General features: G+C 56.9%; 17 protein-coding genes. 8 read left to right on the top strand and 9 right to left on the bottom strand.

Annotated features, from left to right (window positions below):
* Positions 1-22: 22 nt before the first annotated feature.
* The 3 genes from MNODULE_RS07670 to MNODULE_RS07660 form a co-directional block, all read right to left on the bottom strand.
* Positions 23-1,141: a 3-deoxy-7-phosphoheptulonate synthase gene (locus MNODULE_RS07670; RefSeq protein WP_168058842.1), complete on the bottom strand. Its 1,119-nt coding sequence runs from the start codon at positions 1,139-1,141 to the stop codon at positions 23-25.
* A gap of 217 nt (positions 1,142-1,358) precedes the next feature.
* Positions 1,359-2,237, bottom strand: a complete 879-nt coding sequence (locus MNODULE_RS07665) for a multicopper oxidase domain-containing protein (RefSeq protein WP_202882137.1) — start codon at positions 2,235-2,237, stop codon at positions 1,359-1,361.
* Between the two features lie 55 nt (positions 2,238-2,292).
* Positions 2,293-2,910 carry a MarR family winged helix-turn-helix transcriptional regulator gene (locus MNODULE_RS07660; RefSeq protein WP_238339239.1) on the bottom strand — a complete coding sequence of 206 codons (618 nt, stop codon included), beginning with the start codon at positions 2,908-2,910 and terminating at the stop codon, positions 2,293-2,295.
* Positions 2,911-3,502: 592 nt separating this feature from the next.
* Between MNODULE_RS07660 and MNODULE_RS07655 the strand changes: the two genes are divergently transcribed.
* From MNODULE_RS07655 to MNODULE_RS07640, 4 genes are all read left to right on the top strand, one after another.
* Entirely contained in the window at positions 3,503-5,608 is a 2,106-nt protein-coding gene (locus MNODULE_RS07655) for a tetratricopeptide repeat protein (protein WP_168058840.1), read from the top strand.
* 247 nt (positions 5,609-5,855) lie between these two features.
* Positions 5,856-7,586, top strand: coding sequence for an Eco57I restriction-modification methylase domain-containing protein (locus MNODULE_RS07650; RefSeq protein WP_168058839.1), 1,731 nt, complete (start codon positions 5,856-5,858; stop codon positions 7,584-7,586).
* Positions 7,583-8,326: a PaeR7I family type II restriction endonuclease gene (locus tag MNODULE_RS07645; RefSeq protein ID WP_168058838.1), complete on the top strand. Its 744-nt coding sequence runs from the start codon at positions 7,583-7,585 to the stop codon at positions 8,324-8,326. Before MNODULE_RS07650 ends, MNODULE_RS07645 begins: the two co-directional genes overlap by 4 nt.
* A gap of 181 nt (positions 8,327-8,507) precedes the next feature.
* Entirely contained in the window at positions 8,508-8,750 is a 243-nt protein-coding gene (locus tag MNODULE_RS07640; protein WP_168058837.1) for a hypothetical protein, read from the top strand.
* Between the two features lie 151 nt (positions 8,751-8,901).
* On the opposite strand, the gene MNODULE_RS07635 is transcribed toward MNODULE_RS07640, so the two are convergent.
* Entirely contained in the window at positions 8,902-9,114 is a 213-nt protein-coding gene (locus MNODULE_RS07635; RefSeq protein ID WP_168058836.1) for a cold-shock protein, read from the bottom strand.
* A 266-nt stretch (positions 9,115-9,380) separates the two neighbouring features.
* On the opposite strand from MNODULE_RS07635, the gene MNODULE_RS07630 reads away from it, so the two are divergent.
* Positions 9,381-11,405 carry a hypothetical protein gene (locus tag MNODULE_RS07630; RefSeq protein WP_168058835.1) on the top strand — a complete coding sequence of 675 codons (2,025 nt, stop codon included), beginning with the start codon at positions 9,381-9,383 and terminating at the stop codon, positions 11,403-11,405.
* A gap of 106 nt (positions 11,406-11,511) precedes the next feature.
* On the opposite strand, the gene MNODULE_RS07625 is transcribed toward MNODULE_RS07630, so the two are convergent.
* The 4 genes from MNODULE_RS07625 to MNODULE_RS07610 form a co-directional block, all read right to left on the bottom strand.
* Positions 11,512-12,027 (bottom strand): hypothetical protein, encoded by a 516-nt coding sequence (locus tag MNODULE_RS07625; RefSeq protein WP_168058834.1) that lies wholly within the window; start codon positions 12,025-12,027, stop codon positions 11,512-11,514.
* Between the two features lie 161 nt (positions 12,028-12,188).
* Positions 12,189-13,064 carry an MBL fold metallo-hydrolase gene (locus MNODULE_RS07620; RefSeq protein ID WP_168058833.1) on the bottom strand — a complete coding sequence of 292 codons (876 nt, stop codon included), beginning with the start codon at positions 13,062-13,064 and terminating at the stop codon, positions 12,189-12,191.
* Between the two features lie 154 nt (positions 13,065-13,218).
* A complete protein-coding gene (locus MNODULE_RS07615; protein WP_168058832.1) occupies positions 13,219-13,896 on the bottom strand; it encodes a peptidoglycan-binding domain-containing protein in 678 nt (225 codons plus the stop codon).
* Positions 13,897-14,273: 377 nt separating this feature from the next.
* On the bottom strand, positions 14,274-14,660 hold the full coding sequence (locus MNODULE_RS07610) for a globin domain-containing protein (RefSeq protein WP_168058831.1): 387 nt from the start codon (positions 14,658-14,660) through the stop codon (positions 14,274-14,276).
* A 171-nt stretch (positions 14,661-14,831) separates the two neighbouring features.
* Here MNODULE_RS07610 and MNODULE_RS07605 point away from each other — a divergent pair, with 171 nt between their 5' ends.
* The 3 genes from MNODULE_RS07605 (at position 14,832) to MNODULE_RS07595 (ending at position 17,512) form a co-directional block, all read left to right on the top strand.
* Complete coding sequence (locus MNODULE_RS07605) at positions 14,832-15,764, top strand: glutathione S-transferase family protein (RefSeq protein WP_168058830.1); 933 nt, start codon at positions 14,832-14,834, stop codon at positions 15,762-15,764.
* Between the two features lie 302 nt (positions 15,765-16,066).
* Positions 16,067-16,936 (top strand): hypothetical protein, encoded by an 870-nt coding sequence (locus MNODULE_RS07600; RefSeq protein WP_168058829.1) that lies wholly within the window; start codon positions 16,067-16,069, stop codon positions 16,934-16,936.
* Between the two features lie 39 nt (positions 16,937-16,975).
* Entirely contained in the window at positions 16,976-17,512 is a 537-nt protein-coding gene (locus MNODULE_RS07595; protein WP_168058828.1) for a hypothetical protein, read from the top strand.
* A 38-nt stretch (positions 17,513-17,550) separates the two neighbouring features.
* Here MNODULE_RS07595 and MNODULE_RS07590 read toward each other — a convergent pair whose 3' ends face one another.
* Positions 17,551-19,158, bottom strand: a complete 1,608-nt coding sequence (locus tag MNODULE_RS07590; protein WP_168058827.1) for a cation:proton antiporter domain-containing protein — start codon at positions 19,156-19,158, stop codon at positions 17,551-17,553.
* Positions 19,159-19,250: the final 92 nt, after the last annotated feature.

Below are 19,250 nucleotides of genomic sequence, written 5' to 3'. Positions count from 1 at the left end.
CGGCTGGAGGGAAAACGATTCGCTAAATTGTCATTGCGGTTTTTGCAAGGCGGCGGCGCTTCTCGTACGCCTCGCGCGCGATCTGCACATCTTCCAGGAAATGCGGCAGCTCCTCCAAACGGAGCGCCTGCGGGCCGTCGACCAGCGCCTTGAGCGGCTCCGGATGGAAATCGACCAGAATCAGGTTGGCTCCCGCGATCACCCCTTGCGCCGTTGCGTGGAAGAGATCGAGCAGTCCGTCGGGGGAGCGGTCGCGGCCGCCGATCGAGTGGGAGGGGTCGATTCCGACCGGCATCCGGGTGAGGCGCTTCACCACCGGGATCTGGGCGAAGTCGACCAGGTTTCGATGCGGCGCGGCGAACGAGCTGTGCATTCCGCGAAGGCAAAAGATCACATTCGCGTTCCCTTCGCTCGCCAGATACTCGGCGGCGTTCAGCGACTCGGTCAGCGGAATGCCGTAGCCCCGCTTGATCAGCACCGGGTATTTCGCCTGCCGGCCGATCGCCTTGAGGAGCTCGAAGTTCTGCGTGTTGCGGGTGCCGATCTGCAGCATCACCCCCGTCGGCCGGCCGGTCTGCTCCAAACAGGTGTCGATCTGCTCGACATGGTCTTCATGCGTCACCTCCATCGCAATCACCTTAATCCCGTATTTCCCCGCCAGCTCGAAGGTATACGGCAGACACCCCTTGCCGTGCCCCTGGAAGGAGTAGGGATTGGTCCGCGGCTTGTAGGCCCCCATCCGCGTGCAGCGCTGGCCCTGCGCGGAGAGCGCCTTCAACATCGCCTCGACGTTCTCCTTCGTGTCGACGGCGCAAAGCCCGGCGAAGATGTGGAGACGGTCCTGGTCGAACTGGATGCCGTTGTATTCGAACCCGATGGCGCGGCGCTCGTCTTTATGCCTTCCCAGGATGCGGTACTCCTCCGAGATCCGGACGACCCGCTCCACCGCCGGGAGGGCTTCGATCAGCTCCCGGTCGATTTTGGCGGTGTCTCCGATCAGATAGATCTCCGTGAGCCGCTGCGCCTTTCCTTGAACGATATGTTTCTGGACGCGAATGTTCGGAAGAGCGGCCAGGTAGGCCCAGGTCTGTTGGAAAGCGGCGCTGTTCTCGTCGATATGGGGGTGTAAAATGAGAAGCATTTGTAGTATTCCTCTTTTATGATCACAATGATTCCGGCGATCCCCGAGCGGGTGGATGACGTCCGGATTCCACGGGCGGTTGATTTTTCCATGAAGGAGGGGGTTCTGTCAATCCCGTCGTCTGATGAAAAGAGGAAAACGGAATCGTTTTGAAAGGTGATCGGCGGCCCCGCGATGGAATACGGGGCCGCCCAAGCCGACTGCAAGTTGGGGAAGGTTACGGCACCAGCTCCGTCTTGCCGTCGGCATCCTTGGAGACGTTGATCACGCCGATGGCGCCGCTCAGCGCGTCGGAAAGGGAGTGGGTGACGATCGGGTAGCTCCCCTCTTCCGGGAAGGTCAATTCGAAGATGGCGCCGCCGGCCGGCGGAATGGTCCAGGTCTGGACCCCGCGGACCGCGTTCGCCGGATTTCCGCTTTCATAAACCGCGTCGAAAATTCCCCCGATCACATGGATCGCCGAGAAATTGTTCGGCCCGATGTTCACGATGTAAAGCCGAACCAGCTCGCCCGGCTTGGCGGTCAACGGCTTTTCGATATATTGATTGGCCCGGCCGTTGAAGACGACATGCTTTCGCCGTTTTTCCATCATGGCGGGGACGTCGGGGTAGAACTCGCTCTGAACGAGGACATATTCTCTCGCCGGCCGCATCGGCTTTTGCGGATCGACGATGACCACCCCGAACATGCCGTTCGCGACATGCTGGATCATCGGCGAGGTCCCGCAGTGGTAGGCGAAGAGACCGGGATATTCAGCCTTCCAGGTAAACGAATTCGTCTCTCCGACCCCGATGCTCCGGTAGGCGACGCCGGGATTGATCCGGGCCGCGTGGAAGTCGATCGAATGGGGCCGGGCCCCTTTGTTCTCCAGCGTAAACTCGACCTGGTCCCCCTGCTTCACGCGAACCACGGGGCCGGGGACTTTTCCGTTGTAGGTCCAGGCTTCATAGGTTTCCTCGGCGGAAATCGGAAGGGTCTTCTCCTCGGCCGTGAGGTGAACTTTCACGGTGGCGGCCGACGTCCCGCCCGGCAGGATCATCCAGCCGATCAAAACGCCCGCGGCGCCGATGGCGGCGGCTTTTTTCAAACGTGTCATGCACTGCTCCTTTGTTTGTATGTTTCATTCCGCCGTAACCTTCCCCATGTTCAATTTAATCTTTCAGCACATTCAGACCGGCCGGCGCCGCGTAGTCGGGGCATTCGATCCGCAGCTCGCGATCGCCGAAAGGGGCCTCCACAAATCCGCAGTGGTGCGGCTTCTTCGAATCCGGATAGGCGTTCGGGGAAAAGAAGCGGCAATTGGTGCACATCCGCGCGATCGGAATCATCCCCCGCTCCTGAAATCCCCGGATTAATTTGATCAGGACGAGGAGGAGCGACTCCTGCTCCCCTTTGGAGAGGGTCCGAATCAAGTCGATCAACTCGTCGGGAACGGTCTGCGACACGGCCAGCCGCTTTCCCCGCGCGCTGAGGGCGAGATGGGCCACCCGTCCGTCTTCGGTTCCCCGTTTCTTGGCGAGCAGTCCCTTTTTGACAAGCGAGGCGACCGCGTCGCTGACCGTCGCGGGGGTTACCGACAGCTCCTCGGCCGTTCCACCGACGGTGTGCTTCGCCCCCGTCTTCAGCAGGGTCAGGAGGATCCGAAGCTGCAGCGGGCTGATCGCCGAATCCCGGCTGCGGCGCTCCAATAAAAACCCAACCGCCTGGACCACCTGCTCCAGGCCGAAGAGAAGCCGCTCTTCGATGGGAAACGATTCGTCGTGCTGCATACTGCTCCGAGTCTTTGTCTGAGATGGCACTGCCATTTAGTTAGGACTCCTAAATATCATGCCGCCTTCCGATCTGTCAACAAAAAAGAATGCTCGCCTTTAAACAAAAAGCAACAGACGGTGAGAATATCGCCCCGAGTTGAGCGGACTCTCTCTATAAAAATAGTGTTTGAACGGATAATGCTTCCCTTTTAATTCCGGCTTGGTTATGATGAGGCCGTTCCATTCCATACGGGTTTATGATGAGGAGATAAGGCCAGGAAGTTACGCGGGTTCAGGGACGGATAAAGGTGTAAACCCGCGGACTGACCAGCCCTTGCCTTCGTAGCTTCGTCGTCGCAAGAATCAACCCGATCCGATTCCGGCCCAAGGACGCGGAGCCGCTTTCATTCAATGAAACGCTGGAGCGGATGAACAAGGCGTTGACGAAGTTTAATCCGGGGAAGATTAAGATGGAGGATTTGGCGAAGACGGGTGGGGTGCTGGAAGAAGGAGAGTAATGCGCTGATTGTAATAGTAATTCGTATCTTAAAGCCTTTTTTTCTTCTGTAGTATTTCGGTTGGTAGTGAATGAAACATAGGAGGTCGCGCTATGCTCGGTGAAATAGTCATATCATATTGTGCCACCAATATTGGCGATGCAATATTAAAGGCTGTTCGCGATCGATATAACCCAATTGTAACAAGTGCAGCTAAGACAACTGCTGAACAGTTGAAACAAAAATACGGCAATGGTTTTGAAGATATTTGGGGAAGTCAGAACTTTATAGAGATGCTTCCTTCTCTGGGTTCTACCGAGTTAGATACTGCAATTGAGTCCACATACCAAGGCAAATGGGATATTGAGGAAGCGAGGGTGGCGCAGGCGATTAGTAATAAGTTAAGTGAAAATATGCCTCAGCTAAAGACTTATGCACTTGAGTTTGTACAGTGTTTCCTTTCTAACCTTACCCATTTATTAAAAGAGAAAGACCATAATGCTCTAACGAAAAGACTTTTTGTTCGGCAGGAAGAAATTGGAATTATGGTGCAGGAGACACATAAGTCCACAAGAAAAATTCTTGAAATGTTCCCAATATTTCAAGCGTCATTACAAAAAATTGATTCATTTATTAGCGATATAGATTTAAAAGATAAATTAACTTTAAGTGAACGAAAGAGATGTGAAGAGGTTCTTAAGAGATGCGATTTACTGATTTCTAGATATCAATTTAATGAGGCGAGAGAGGCGGCATTTGAGATAAAAGAAGTTGTCCATAGAATAGCTGAATTAAAGGTCCTCGGACGATTTTATAATACTCTAGCTCAAATTGAATCATATGGAGGAAATAAATCTTCTCCTGAGGCATTAGATTATCTAAATAGGGCTGCAGAATATTTGCCAGATAACGCAGTTATAAAAACTAATATTGGCGTACATTATTACGCCGCGGGTGAAATTAATAGGGCTCGTGAAATACTATCTTCATTTTCTCCAGATAAAAAAGGTGCGTCAAATTATTATAACCTTGAGGGGCTAATATGTGTTTCTGAGAAGAACTTAACAGGTGCAGAAACAAGCTTCAGACGTGCGATCGAGAATGATGAGACACATTGGGAAGCTCGATTCAATTTAGGCCGCACACTTGCGGAACTTGAGAAGCTACTTGAAGCTGAAACTGTCTTCTCTAATTTACACGAGGCTCACCCGCAATTCCTCCCTGCATATACGGGGTTGTGCAACGTTTTTTTCGAACTGTCTACACGTGAGGTTTACGGGTCTGAACAAGAAAAAAGATATCTGGAAACTGCAAGAAAGTGGATTAGCGATTGTTTGCAGGTTTTGAAGGTACTTAAAATCGATGAACGATACATCATAAATGACATTGGGAATATTTTAGGCAACTTAGGCGCTGTCGAGGCTGCTTTAGGGAACATCTCCGAAGCCCAACGACATCTCTTAAGGAGCATTTCGCTTGTTCCAAGTAGACAGGATCCTCATTATAATCTAGCACTCATTTATCATAAATTAGAGCAATTTGATAAAGCTACCTCCGAGCTTGAAGAAGCAGTAAAGCTGGGGCGCAATGACGAGATGACTGAAACTAACCTAGCCGCAATGTACTTAGCCATGTTTAACCAGAGTAGAAATATAGAGTATCTTCAAAAAGCATTAAATTTATCTAAAGAATTAGTTGATAAAAATGGATGTTCATTAGCACTAAATAATTTATGTATGGTCTATTTTATGATGAAGGAGGAATATAAGGTTAAAGAAGTTTGCGAAAATGTCTTGGCCAAGAACCCAACCTGTCTACAAGCACTTTCAGAACTGGCGCTCTATTATGACCGAACTGATAATGCCGCTGAAGCAATAACGATTCGTGCCAGAATATTAGAGTTTGATCCTGATGATTTCGACACCAACTATGCTTTAGGATCAAAACACTATGAAGCCCAGGAATGGGATAAAGCTATACCGTTATTAATCAAGTGTATTAAGCCTTCTCCGCTGAGTTCTAATTTATTGCCGAATATATATATTATGTTGGCTCGCTGTCATAAAGCCATGGAAGATGATATTAAGCCATTCGACGTCTTACAAGCGGGGCTAAAACGCTATCCTGAAAATATAGAACTTAAGAAAGAGGTTAGCAGATTGGCTGAAGTGAGCCCGGAAAGGTCACCGCGTCTTTTTGTGCCGAAAAAGCCGAGTTAGGCAAAAGGTTCGAATTTAAGTGGCCGTATAGAATAGAAAGCGCGGGGGGTCAAGTCTTTACCTTGTCATTCAGGCAGCTACAATTACTCCATAACTCCTCAATGAATCCAATATCAACACGGTAATGAAATTGATCGCAGCAAGGGGGATTGATCTCAAGCCCCCCAGCATGCTATACCATGGCTCAATCGGTTGAAGTGACCGCTTTTCCGACGATCCGCATGGCTGCTCACCGTCGAAAGCAAAAATGAACATCCGCCCCAACAAAGCAAAACAACTCTCCTTGCCGATCCTCGATTTTTCAGAGGCCGTCAACCGGCTTGCGCAAAGCAGCGTCGAAGAGCGCGGCGCGGTCTTCACGAAGCGCGTTGTCGTTGAGTTTATCCTCGATCTGTCCGGGTACACGATCGATCGACCCTTACACCGGTTCCGGCTCCTCGAACCTTCGTTTGGGGATGGAAGCTTTCTTCTGGTCGTTGTGGAGCGGCTGTTGATCGCCTATACAAATCAGGCTTCGGACCGCGCCAGAATTGTGGAAGATCTCTCGGACGCGATCCGGGCCGTCGAGGTCCACCGCGCCAGCATGGAAAACACTCGCGCCAAACTCCGCGATCTGTTTCAGGCGCATGGAATTTCCGAAACGGACGCGCAGAAACTCCTTACAACGTGGTTCATCGAAGGCGACTTCCTCCTGGTTGATCTTCCCCACTCCTTCACGCATGCCGTCGGAAACCCTCCCTATGTGCGCCAGGAGTTGATCCCCGATGCACTGCTGGCGGAGTACCGGAGCCGCTACGATACGATCTACGACCGGGCCGATTTGTACGTCCCTTTTATTGAGCGGTGTTTGACCGGCCTCGAACCGGGAGGATCGCTCGGCTTCATCTGCGCGGACCGGTGGATGAAAAATAAATATGGCGGGCCGCTTCGAGCGATGGTGGCCGACGATTATCATTTAGCCTACTACATCGACATGGTCGATACCCCCGCCTTCGATTCCGAGGTAAGCGCGTATCCGGCTATCACGATCATCAAGCGGGAGAAACCGGGACCGACCCGGATTGCTCACCCTCCCCAAATTAACTCGGCAGCCCTTTCAAAGCTCGCCCAAGCGATGCAGGCCGATACCCTCCCCAAGGGAAGCGGCGTGTTGGAGACGATGGTAGTCGCTCAAGATCAAGCCCCTTGGATCCTCCAGTCGCTTGACCAACTGGCGGTGATCCGCCGCCTGGAAGCGGAATTCCCCACCCTTGAGGAGGCCGGGTGCAAGGTCGGAATCGGCGTCGCGACGGGGGCCGATGCGGTCTTCATCGGGCCGTTCGAAAGCCTCGACGTGGAGCCGAGCCGGAAGTTGCCTCTGGTCATGACGAAGGATATCGAGGATGGAACCGTGCAATGGCGGGGTCTCGGCGTCATCAACCCGTTCGAAGAAGAGGGCCGCCTGGTTCATCTTGCAGACTATCCCAAGCTTGCACGGCACTTCAAACTGCACGCCGAAGCGATCCGAAACCGCAACTGTGCAAAGAAAAACCCCAAGAGCTGGTATCGGACCATCGACCGCATCTATCCAGACCTGACGCACCGCCCCAAGCTCCTGATTCCGGATATCAAAGGCAAAGCCCACATCGTATATGAAGACGGCCGCCTCTACCCACATCATAACCTCTACTTCATTACAACAGAGGAATGGGACTTGAAGGCCCTTCAGGCAGTGCTCCGCTCCGGTATTGCCAAACTGTTCGTGTCGCTTTACTCGACCCAGATGCGCGGAGGCTATTTAAGATTCCAGGCCCAGTACTTGCGCCGGATCAGACTCCCCCGATGGAACGAGATCCCGGAAGCAATCCGCAAAGCGCTTGTGGACGCGGCCAATACAAGGGATGTTGAGGCATGCAATCGCGCTGCGATGAACGTGTACCGGCTCACCCCCCGAGAGCAAGCCGCCATGGAAGGTGCGGTCAATAAGGATCGCTCGTGAGCATTGACTTAGCCGATTACCAGATCCAGGCGAAAGAAGCTGTCAAAGCATTCTGGGGCAACCGAGAGGCCGCGCGCCGGAAGCAAATCGAGAGCGGTAAAGCAGATCAGGGTGAACGGGCCGGCGTGACCGCCGGGAAGAACATGGACGGCTTCTTGGCTTTAATGAAGGAGATTGTGCGGCGCAATGGCCTGGTGGATGCGGAAATCTGCTTGCAGCGGCAACTTCTCACTCTTCCCGGTTATTTCCGCCCGACCAAGCTGTGGGACATGCTCGTGATGAACCACGGGCGGCTTGTGGCGGCGATGGAGTTGAAGAGCCAAGTGGGACCGTCGTTCGGAAACAATTTCAACAACCGGACAGAAGAAGCAATCGGAACCGCCGTCGACCTCCGGACCGCCTATCGTGAAGGGGCCTTTGGAGAGAGCCCGCGTCCGTTCATCGGCTGGCTCATGCTGGTTGAGGATTGCGCTGCTTCCCGGACCCCAGTCCGGGACAAGTCGCCGCACTTTTCGGTATTTCCGGAGTTCAGCAATGCGTCGTATGCTGATCGGTACAATATCCTTTGTCGGAAGCTTGTACAGGAACAGCTCTATACGACGGCCTCCGTGCTTTTGTCACCCCGTTCCGCGGTCAATAGCGGAGAGTACACCGAACTTTCCGAGTTGACCAGCTTAAAAACTTTCGTCGCCACACTTGCCGGGCATGCGGCTGCAGAAGCGGCAAGATCTAACGGCTAACGGTCGATAAATCAGATTTTTTCAATTGATTCGTCCCGTTCAAATGAGATACGATCCAAAAAGTAAGTCCGAATTTCGAAGATCAAAATCCCTCGACAAAAAACATCAAAACCGTACCGGCCCTCTGCACCGCGCAGAGGCGTTTCGTCCTCAAATCGCTCACGGAAGAGAAGGAGGCACCATGGCCGTCTACACGATCGAAAACTACGTGCTCAGATATGATCTGGATCAGAACCGCCCTTGGGTGATCTTTCACTATCAAGTCGGCGGGAATTGGAAAAATGTAAACTGGTTTCCCCCGAAAGAAGACGCCGTCTATCTCGCCGACATGCTCCGCAACGAAACACCGATCTACTACGTCGAAAGCGGCGGGAAGAAGTGGATTACCACCGGCGCCGAACAGATCGGAGAAGAAGAGTCTTAGACCGATCGATCCGACGGCTCTGAATCTCGGCCGGCCGTTGGCGCGGGCGCGGCCCTGATCGTCGCCGGAGATGAAGGTGACATCCCCGCGCTCCGAACAGGACCGAAGCCCCGCGCGATGCTCCGCCGTTCTTTAAGAAAGCCCGAGCAGCTCAGGCGGCTTTTGAGATCCGCCGGACGTTTGTCGCTTGCAGGCCCTTCACCCCCTGAGTAATGTCGAACTCGACTTCTTCCCCTTCATCGAGATTTTGGTACCCCTCCCCGCTAAGACCGCTGTGATGGACGAAAACATCCTCCCCGTCCTCTTGAGAAATGAAGCCATATCCCTTCTCACGGCTAAACCATTTTACACGTCCCCTTGCCATTGGTTCCTCCTTTGGTAATAAAGTGTCCGCCAAACCGCCCTTCAAACCGGCCTCAACCGCCGGCGTAAAGTCGGAATACAGACACACGCATATCGATACTACTAAGTTAACATTCCAAGGGAGGAAGAATCAATAAACCCCATCCTCTCACGCGCTTTGCATCTTGAAGTCGAAAAAAAGTATCATGGATTATCATGGATAAGGTGGCTTCATTCTAAAACAGCGCAGTGACCCAGGCTTCAAACGCCAATATAAGGAGCAAGCCGATGAGCATTCGGGGGATGCGGTGGGGGGGGTGGCTTCTGTGGGTGATTGGAATCGGGCTGACGGTGGGGGGGTGTAGCGACGAGAACCCCGAGAACAGAAGCGGGGCGGGAAGCCCCGGAGCCGGGATCGCGAACATCGGGGCCGATGGGGGAGCCGTGACGTCGGCGGACGGGATGGTGACGTTGACCGTCCCGGCCGGCGCGCTCGGGAATACGGAGACGATCGTCATCCGATCGATCCACCCGGCCTCCCTCCCTCCTGAATTGGCCGGCGCGGAACTCGCCTGGGAGTTGCGGCCCGACGGCCTCCAGTTCGCGCAGCCGGTGCAGGTGTCGGTCACCCTGCCGGAGTCCCCCGCTCAGGCCGACGGGACCTTGCGCGTTCCCGTCAGCTTCCTCCGCACGCTCGCTGGCGCGGCGCCCGAAGCGATCGGCGATCAAACCCTCACGGTCGACGGCGCGGCAAACAGGGCGGCGATCGACGGCACGCTGACCCATTTCTCCCCCCTGGCGGTGTATTCGAGCCTCACCGATTCGTCTGATGACACCCCCGGAAAAATCTTCGTGGAATTGATCCCCTTGCCGGAAAAAATAACCGTGGGGCAACAATACCAGGCCGGCCTTCAGGTTTCGGTCGACGGATGGGGTGATGAAGCGCCGGTCGCCGGCTCGTTCGACTATCGGGATCGGAGTCCGGCCCCGCTCAAACACCTCCCCCTCGGAGATCCCGATCCCCCCGGCTTTCGAGCGCTCCAAGGCTTTTCTCCGCTGCCGGCGCAGGGCGCCTTTGTTTTGGGCGGGGTCGGGTCGTACCTCTGTGAAGCGGCGGCCCCGGCCGCGATTTTCTCCCTCGATGTCCGCCCGGCGTTGGCGGCTTCCGGCCGCTTTCTCACCCCCGATCTTCTCATCACCTTCCGCACGGCACACACCTGTGCGGCGCCGACCCTCCTCCCGGCGCCGGAAGCGGAGGTCATCGCGGTTCCCTTCTCTCAACCCGAGGCGATCTTTAACCTTTCCCGCGCGATTCCTCCACCCTTCCTCTCCCTCTTCGGCCTGGATGAAAACCGCGCCTACGCCACGGTCGGCCACAATCCCGGCATGAGCATCCTCGACCTCACCACGAACCGGGTGGTCCTCACCAAGACGCTGGCGCCGGACGGCCTGGGGCCGCTGCTCGGGGGGGTGGCTCACCTGCGTGACGGGAGGGGATGCCTCTTCGGATATCGAGAGCGCCGGTTCCTCTCCTGCCGGATTCCGGAGATCAACGACTTCGGGCCGCCGGAGAGCAGCGACGACGGCCCGTATCACGACGCCGGGCTGGTCTCGGAGACGCCGGTCGAGACCCCGTCGGGGACGCGGCATCTGCTCTGGTTCGTCGAAGCCGACCGGGTCCATCAGGAGCATCAACCCGGCGGGTCGGGCTCCCTTATCTTCGAGCGAAAATTGGAGCGGGCCTGGTTCGCGACCGGCGGCCCGCCGACGGGAACCGCCAAAAGCGCCTTCTTCACCGGCGGCGGCGCCCGAACGCTGGCGCTGGTGGCGCGGGGAGAGCCGTCCGGACCGGGGCAGCTTTGGTGGGGGAATCCGGCCGAACTCGGAGGGGGAACTTTCGTCGGGACGCTGGAGAACGACACGCGAAAGATCCGCTGCGTGATTCCGATCTGCGCGGTGAGCCATTTCGGCGGCCGGGTCACAATCCTCGTTTGGGATGGGATCACCGCGCCTCGGATCATCGACGCGATTCCGGAGGCGACCCACGCCGTCGGCATCGACGTGCGGGCGGCGGGGGGAGATCGGGAGATTCTCTCGACCGATTTCGTCAACAACAGCTGGACCTTGACCCGAGTCGGCCGAACCGGCCGGATACTCTCCTCCGCCACGCGACCGGCCCCGGAAGGCTGCGCGAATCCGGGGCATGCCCTCTTCGTGACCGATCCGCAGACCGATCAGCTCTCCGCCGTCCTCTCGTGCAACGGGGTGAACGCGGAGGGAGACAGCGCGATTGCGAAGATCCCGTTGCGGTGAGTTCTCCGCGCCCCCTTTGCTTCCCAATCTCAAAAAGAGGCCGCGGCCGGGTTGGTCCCGGCCGCGGCCATGACGTCAACATGAATCAATGGCGTGATTCTCCGGCCTACATTGCGCCGCCGGAGCCGCCGGTGCCGGAATCTCCCAATCCACCCTCGGGGCTGCCGCCGTGCGGCCCGCCGGTCCCGGTATCTCCGCCCGATTCTCCGCCGGGAGGTGTCCCGGCGCCTTGATCCCCTTGATCGGTCGATCCCGGCGGGCAGGGTTCTGTTCCAAGACCGCCGGCGCCCTGGTCGGAGCCGGAGCCGCTTCCACCGTCGCCTAAGTCTCCGCTACCGGAACCCGAACCGCCTCCGCCCGCGCCCAAATCTCCACCACCCGAGCCGGAGCCGCCTCCGCCGGCACCGAGATCACCCTGGGGCTGCTGTTGGTCTGATGCGCCCGGAGGACAATCGGTCGTTCCTCCCCCTCCCCCTTGATCTCCCATTTCCGGGCTCGTCTCTCCCGGAGGGGTCGAGCCTCCTCCCCCCCCTTCGGCCGTTTGTCCGAAAGCCGATATCCCTCCAAACATCACCAGGGCCGTGATAAAAAACGCCGTTCCGAACAGTTGAACTTTCTTCATTCTACTACCTCCTGATCACAACTCGATTTCTCGGTTGAACGTGTGCATTGCGCATGATAAACAACCCCCTCCCTCGCGATATTTTCTGGGAAACACTTTCATCAACAGATCAGACGCGTCGTCCGACGGATCAACCGATGCGGACCGACGCGGGCCGGCGGCTAAGCGGCCCGTCGAATCCGGTTCTCGGACACTTCAAAATTGTAAAGATGGCCGTGTTCCAAATAAATCACCCGGTCCTCAAATCCGGCATCGGCCGCGGCCTTTTTAAAATCCTCCAGCGGCGACTTGAAAACGGTGTAATCGTTGTAGTGGATCGGAATCACCCGGCGCGGCTGAATGATCCGGACCGCTTCGACCCCCTGCGCAGCGTCCATCGTCAGAAGCATTCCCATGATCCGCGTCCCCCCCAGATGGAAAAGGGCCAGATCGATCTCGGGGAACTTCTTGGGGATTTCCTTCAAGCCGTCAAAGACAAGGGTGTCTCCGGTGATATAGAGCCGCAGAGCGGTTCCTCCCTCTCGCGGCTGAAACTCGAGGAGGCTTCCCATCACCTCGGGCAGAAGCCTTGCGACGACCGGCGGGCCGTGCCGCCCCGGCATCGAGGTAATCTTCACCCGCGCGCCGTCCTTCTCCAGCGTCACCGACTTCCAGGTGTCGAGCGCCCTCGGCGCCGTAAAGCCTTTACCACTGAGCGCGCGGGCGGCTTCTTTCGTGGTGACAATCGTCAGCGCTTTGCTCAGCTTCTCCTCGGCGATCCGGTCGAAGTGATCGCCGTGATAGTGAGAGAGAATGCAGAAGTCGACCGGCGGCAGCGCTTCAATATCGAGGGCGGGTTGGGTCAATCGCTCCGAGGTCAATCCATAGCCGAGATAGACATGCTCCCCGGCGTGCAAAAAATTCGGGTCGGTCAGGATGGTGAAGCCGGCATAACGGAGCAACACCGTCGCGGTGCCGACGAAAAAGACGGAGCCCTGCGCAAAATCGGGGCGGACCGTTTCGAAAGAAGGAAGGTGAATTTCATCGCTATTCGGCATCTCGCCTCTATTTAGAGATTGGATCGTTCGCGAACCGGTGAACTGAAAATCAACCGGATGTAAGAAGAGAAGGCCGAGTGTGAGTTCAGCCTTCTCTTCTTTTTAGGACACAAAAGCGGGTTTCCCTCTTCTGCATCCAACTGATCTCGGATCGCTACTGCTGAAGGGCGCCCGCGTCGGAGCCTTGCTCTTCGGACCCCTGCGCCCCGGCATCCGGCGATTGCGTTCCGGCATCGGGAGAAGCGCCGCCGCCCAGATCCGATCCCGGCTGATCGCTTCCCTCTATACCGGTATCAGGCTGAGGTTGTCCTGCGCCCATGTCGCCCGGCTGGCTTTCCGGGACCCCGGCATCCGGCGGCTGACCGGCGCCCATATCGCCCGGCTGAGCGCCCCCTTCCTCTTGGATACCCAGAGCGGCCATTGTCTGCTGGTCGATTTGACCGGTCGGTTGAACCCCTTTGTCTTCCTGGAATTTACGCAGTGCCTGCTGCGTCTTCGGTCCGAAGATGCCGTCGACCGGGCCCACTTCATACCCTTGCTGGCTCAATTTTTCCTGGACCTGCTTCACCGAGGCCTGGTCTTGCATCCCTCCCTGCATCGCGCCGCCCTGCTGGCTGGTCCCGCTGAGGTCGGAACCCTGCTGCTGTTGGTCCGGGCTTTGGATTCCCCCTTGGGCTCCGCCGGCTCCTTGGTCACCCCCCGGCTGGCCGCTCTGCTGCTGCTCCATCCCCTGCTGGCCGCTTCCACCCTGGCCGACCCCTTCGTCCGCGTGAAGAGAGGAAACCAACAACATCCCTGCGATAACGCTCATTCCGACTGCTTTCAATCTCATTATCTACCTCCTTGACCCTTCTTCATAATCGGGAACCATCTTTATCTTATCGACGCCTTGCTTGCTTCCGAATTCCGCATTCATATTAAATGGATTCGACGCCAACCTGCGGAGCGGCCGCCCGCATCGAAACGGCGGCCTCTTTCTCTCCATTCGGGATTGCATTACAAAGTGTAACAATATGTCTCAGAGGGGATCAATTAACCTGAATGGGGTATAGAAGAAACACTGCGATGGGATTAGATAGGAATGTGGACGAGAGGATGAATGTGTAGATGAATCTTTAATAGAGACGATGGAAGATGTGCCGTCCGGTCGCCGGAAGCGGAAAAGGGGATATCCGCTCTTGAGCCCCGTGAGGCGCGCAGACCGATCCGTTAATACATCCGGGTCATGACATCGAGCCCTTTTTGCAGGGTCTCGCGCCATTGCCGGTCGAGCGCGGGAGAGAATTCGGGATCGAGCTTGGCCAGCGTCTCGACGAGGCAGTTGACCCAGATCGGATAGAGATCGGGGGGCACACTCATCTTTCTCCGACTGTGAAGCTCGCCGAGACGTTTAATCGCCATCTCTCCCAGCGTCTTTCCGTTGGCGTACTCGATCAGCATCAGAACGCCATGGACGAAGAGCTCCCGCTGCCGCTCGAAATTCGTATTTTTAAACATCATCTTGATCCGGGGATCCGCCTGGAGCAAAGCCTCATAAAATTTCTCCGCCAATCCTTGATGACGAACCCGCTGAAAACTCTTGAGCACGTCGCTCATTTCATCTTCCTCCACACCTCGATGTAGTATATCGCGCCCGAAGGACGCGTCAAGAAACCGGAAGGCCGTTTGACTTGGCTCAAGAATCTGGTTATACCTAATCTGACCGTTCTTCGCGGAGATCTGAAAACAACTTTACCATAAGCTGAATCAAACAGAAGGAGGAATCGGATGCCTTTTCCAAAAGAGCAAAGCAAAGAAGGAGAGTTCGTCCGGCAGGAAGATCGATTTCGGGGGTGGGTGACCGCCGACGGTTCCTCCGGTTATCCGGCGGAGCCGGGCCGCTATCATCTCTATGTCTCCCTCGCCTGCCCCTGGGCGCACCGGACGGTAATCCTCCGCAAGCTGAAGCGGCTGGAAAACGTCGTCGGGATGACGGTGGTCGATCCGATCCGCGACGAAAAGGGGTGGGCTTTCCGCAACGGCCCCGGTTATTCGGAAGATCCGATCAACGGCTTTCGCTACCTGAGCGAAGCTTATAAGAAGACCGACCCGACGTTCAACGACCGGGTCACCGTCCCGGTCCTTTGGGACAAGAAAACCGGTCGGATCGTCAGCAACTCCGACGACGATATTATGCGGATGTTGAACAGCGAATTGAACGCCTTGACCGACGTGAAGACCGACTTCTACCCGGCGCCGCTTCGCGCCGAGATCGATGAAATCAACAACTTCATCTATCCGAACATCAACGACGGCGTCTACCGGGCCGGCTTCGCAACCACCCAGGCGTCGTATGAGCAGGCCGTCCGCAACCTCTTCGACGCCCTCGACCGGATCGAAGCGCGCCTCTCAAAGCAGCGTTATCTGGTGGGACAACAGATCACCGAGGCCGACTGGCGGCTCTTTCCGACGCTGATCCGCTTCGACGCCGTCTACCATGGGCACTTCAAGTGCAATATTCGCCGGATCGTCGACTACCCCCACCTCTGGGGATACTTGCGGGAGCTCTATCAGCATGACGGGATTGCCGAAACGGTGAACTTCGATCACATCAAGCGTCATTATTACGTGACGCACGACGACATTAATCCGACACGGATCGTCCCGGTGGGGCCGGCGCTCGATCTGACCTCTCCACACGGCCGGGACCGCCTTAAGTAAAAACAGTCTAATCCAGTCATCCACTCACCCCTTCCGAGTGTGATTCCCCCCACAGACCGCCCTCCCTGTTCGATGCGATAATCATCTCGAAGAGGTCCGGCATTCTTTCGCGCCCTCTTCGATCGGTCGATCAGGCAGCATCAACGTAACCTCGCGAACGTTCGAAGTCTGCCTTGAGAAACCTCCCAATCACCTATAAACGAAATGACTCCCACTCTTATTGGGTAAACCGTGCATGAGAAAGGTCCACGATGAAAAAAAAGAGAGCGACATTCTGGCTTATCCTGTCTATTACAGTTGTTATGGCTTTAGGGTGGGCTTCGCCGATTCTTCGGAGCGAAGCCCAAGACCGGGGGCCGAAAGAGAAGCCGGTCGAGAAGATGGAAGACAAAGCCCCCAAGGAGAAAAAGCCCGCCGGAAAAACGACCCCCGCCATTGAAGAGACCAAGAAAAAGGGGTTCGACGGGGTCGACTTTTATTATGACGTGTTCGGCGCCCCGCCGGGTCAAGACCCGCAGGAAAACTTCCGCAATGTAAAGGAAAAGGATATCGCCGACAAACCGAAGGTGATGGCGCGGCAGAAGAAGCTTCTGAACGATCGCTATCAAACCGACTGTAAAACCGTCTCCGGGATCGTGATGACGAAAGGAAAGCCGCAGCCGATCGGCCCGGCCGTCCGGTTGAAAGAGGGGGTCACCTGGGAGACGCTCGGACAGATGACCCCTGAAGAGATCAAGGAGAAAAATCTTTTCCCGGCCGGCTTCCGCCGTCTCCCCCATGTGAAACACGAGGTGGGAGGAATGGTCTTCCCCCAAATCCAGATCGAGGAATTCCCCCGCCTGGAGCGCTTTGATGTCGACTTCGATCTTCCCGAATGTTTCCTCCCCGAATTTCCTCCCCCGATTTTTCTCACCACCCATCCGGAGCTCGGCGACGTCTCACAGGGAGAGGTCCTGAGTATTGAGAACATCGACCGGCTCTTTCGAGGGCTGGTCACGGCGGCGCAGTTCGATGGCCTTCGGATGCTGGCGACGCAATTCGCGCAAGAGGAGTTCAACGCGACGCACGACCGAAAATCGGACAAGCCGAGTCTGGGGATTACCTGCCTCGATTGCCATGTGAACTTCCACACGACCGGCCAGTTCCATCTCAACCCCGACACCCGCCCTTAAAAAGACCGGCTTCGAATCGAAACACCGAGCCTTCGCGGGATGTTCGCGCAGCAGATCCACGGGTCGAAGCGGAGCATCCGGTCGGTCGAAGACTTTACCGAATTCGAGCAGCGGACCGCTTATTTCAACGGCGACCCGATTCGGGGGATGAAAAAAGGGCTCAATTTAATCGATCGGCTGCTGGTCGCTCACATGGGGCAGATGCAGAGCATGATCGACTTCCCGCCGGCGCCGAAGCTCGATTCCTCCGGACGGCTCGACAAGCGAAAAGCGTCCCCTCAAGAGATCCGAGGAGAGGCCCTCTTCTTCGGAAAGGCCCGCTGCGTCGAGTGCCATTCGCCCCCCGCCTACACAAATCACAACATGCACGATCTTCAATTGGAGCGATTCGGGGCGGAGGCCGACGGTCCGATCAAATCGTTCGCGCTTCGGGGGATCAAAGACTCTCCCCCCTACCTGCACGACGGAAGGCTGCCGACGCTGGAAGATACCGTGGAATTTTTCAACCTGGTCTTGGAGCTGAAATTGAATCAGGAAGAGAAAAAAGAGCTGGCGGCCTTCATGAGGGCATTGTAGTTCGGATGGAGGGATCTCTCGCGATTGGGGAGATCCCTTCACTTGCGTTCCACCGTCGGAAGCCCGCTTTTCTTCCAGGCCTCCCATCCCCCTTCGAGGGCGCGGGCGCGGGGCCATCCCGCCTGCCGAAGCTCCTGCGCCACACGAATGCTGGTTTGATCGTTGGGGCAGGCGCAGAACGGAATCAGCAACGCTTCCCGCGGGAGACCGAGCGCTTTGGCCTGCGGCCCCACCGCTTGTTCGGGTAGAAAACGGATCGTCCCCGCCGCATTTTCATTGTTCCCTTGATAGGATCGTTCCGTCCGGGCATCGAGGATGACCACCGGCCCTCCGGCCTCCTGAATCTGCCGCATCTCCTCGATCGAGATCAGATCCCGACCAGGTTGCTCTTCCAATCCCGCGGAAGGAGGGGGCGCGGGGGCCATCGGTTCGATCGCCGCTTGAGGCGCACGCGACGGGCGCGCCCCCTTCCCAAGCCACATCAACGAGCCGCCGTGCAGGACGATCGACAGCAGCACCACCGCGCAGGTGATGGAAAAGAGTCGATCGCTTCCTGGAAGACCGGCAAACACCGGAAGCAGAACAAGAAGAAGCGAGCTTAACCCCCGCGGCCCGAACCAGGCGATCGTAAGGCGATCTTTCCAAGCCAATCGGAAGCCGGCGAGCGAGGAGAGGAAAGCGACCGGCCGGATCAGAATCGTCAGGGCGGCAAAGACGAGGATTCGCCCATCAAGAACGGTAAAGCCGCTCCAAATCAGCGAGGTTCCAAAGAGGATGAAGGTAAAGAGGAGGGTCATCTCGGCGGTCGTCTCCCCGTATTCCAGAAAGCAGTCGCAGAGCTCGACGTCCAGGGCCGCGATCGTCATTCCGGCGGCGAAGGCCGCAAGAAATCCGCTTCCATGGACCGCTTCGGCCCCGGCGTAAGCCGCAAAAACCACCCCCAACGAATAGATCGATTCGTAGTCGCGCCGGACGCCGAACCGGTTCCGCATCATCACCAACGCGCTGACCGCCAGAAAACCGACCGCCATCCCGGCGACGGGACCGAGCAAGAAAAGCGAGAGGCCGAAACTCGCCCAATCGGACGCGCCCAAAGAACGATCGCCGAGAAAGACCATGCCGATCAACACCACCGGCAAGAGCACCGCATCGTTGAGCCCGCTCTCCAGGCGAAGCGCCTGGCGGACCGGAGCGGGAAGAAACTCCCCTTTGAGCACCCCCCGCAGAAGCACCGGATCAGTCGACGCCAGGGCGGCCCCCAGAATCGCGGCGGCAGCGAAGGGAAGATCGAGCAACCGCCAGGCGGCATAGGCAACGAGGAAGGCGGAGAGCAACGTCCCCGGACCGAGCACCAGCAGGACCAAATTCAGATGGCGCCGGACCTCTTTGAGGTTCAGCGAGACCGCATCGGTAAAAAGAACGAGAACCAGGCTGAGGGTCGCCACGATCTGAAGAAGGGGGGACCCTAATCTTACGTCGAACAAATTCAACCCGCCCGGCCCCAACACCGCCCCCAAGCCGAGAAAGGCGGCCACCTGGGGAAGGCCGCTTCGCTCAATGAGCCCGGAGAGAAGCGCGGCGATGATGATCACCGTCCCCACCAGGGCGAGCATCGCCGTTAACGTCGCATGACTGAAGCCATCCACGCACCTTTCTCCCGTTTGATCGAACCACCCGCCGCTCGATAGAGGCCCAGTATAACACTCCTTTCCACCGATCATCCATAAGGAAGACCGGT

The sequence above is a fragment of the Candidatus Manganitrophus noduliformans genome (assembly GCF_012184425.1).
Lineage (GTDB): Bacteria > Nitrospirota > Nitrospiria > SBBL01 > Manganitrophaceae > Manganitrophus > Manganitrophus noduliformans.
This window is presented reverse-complemented; position numbering and strand designations above follow the sequence as displayed.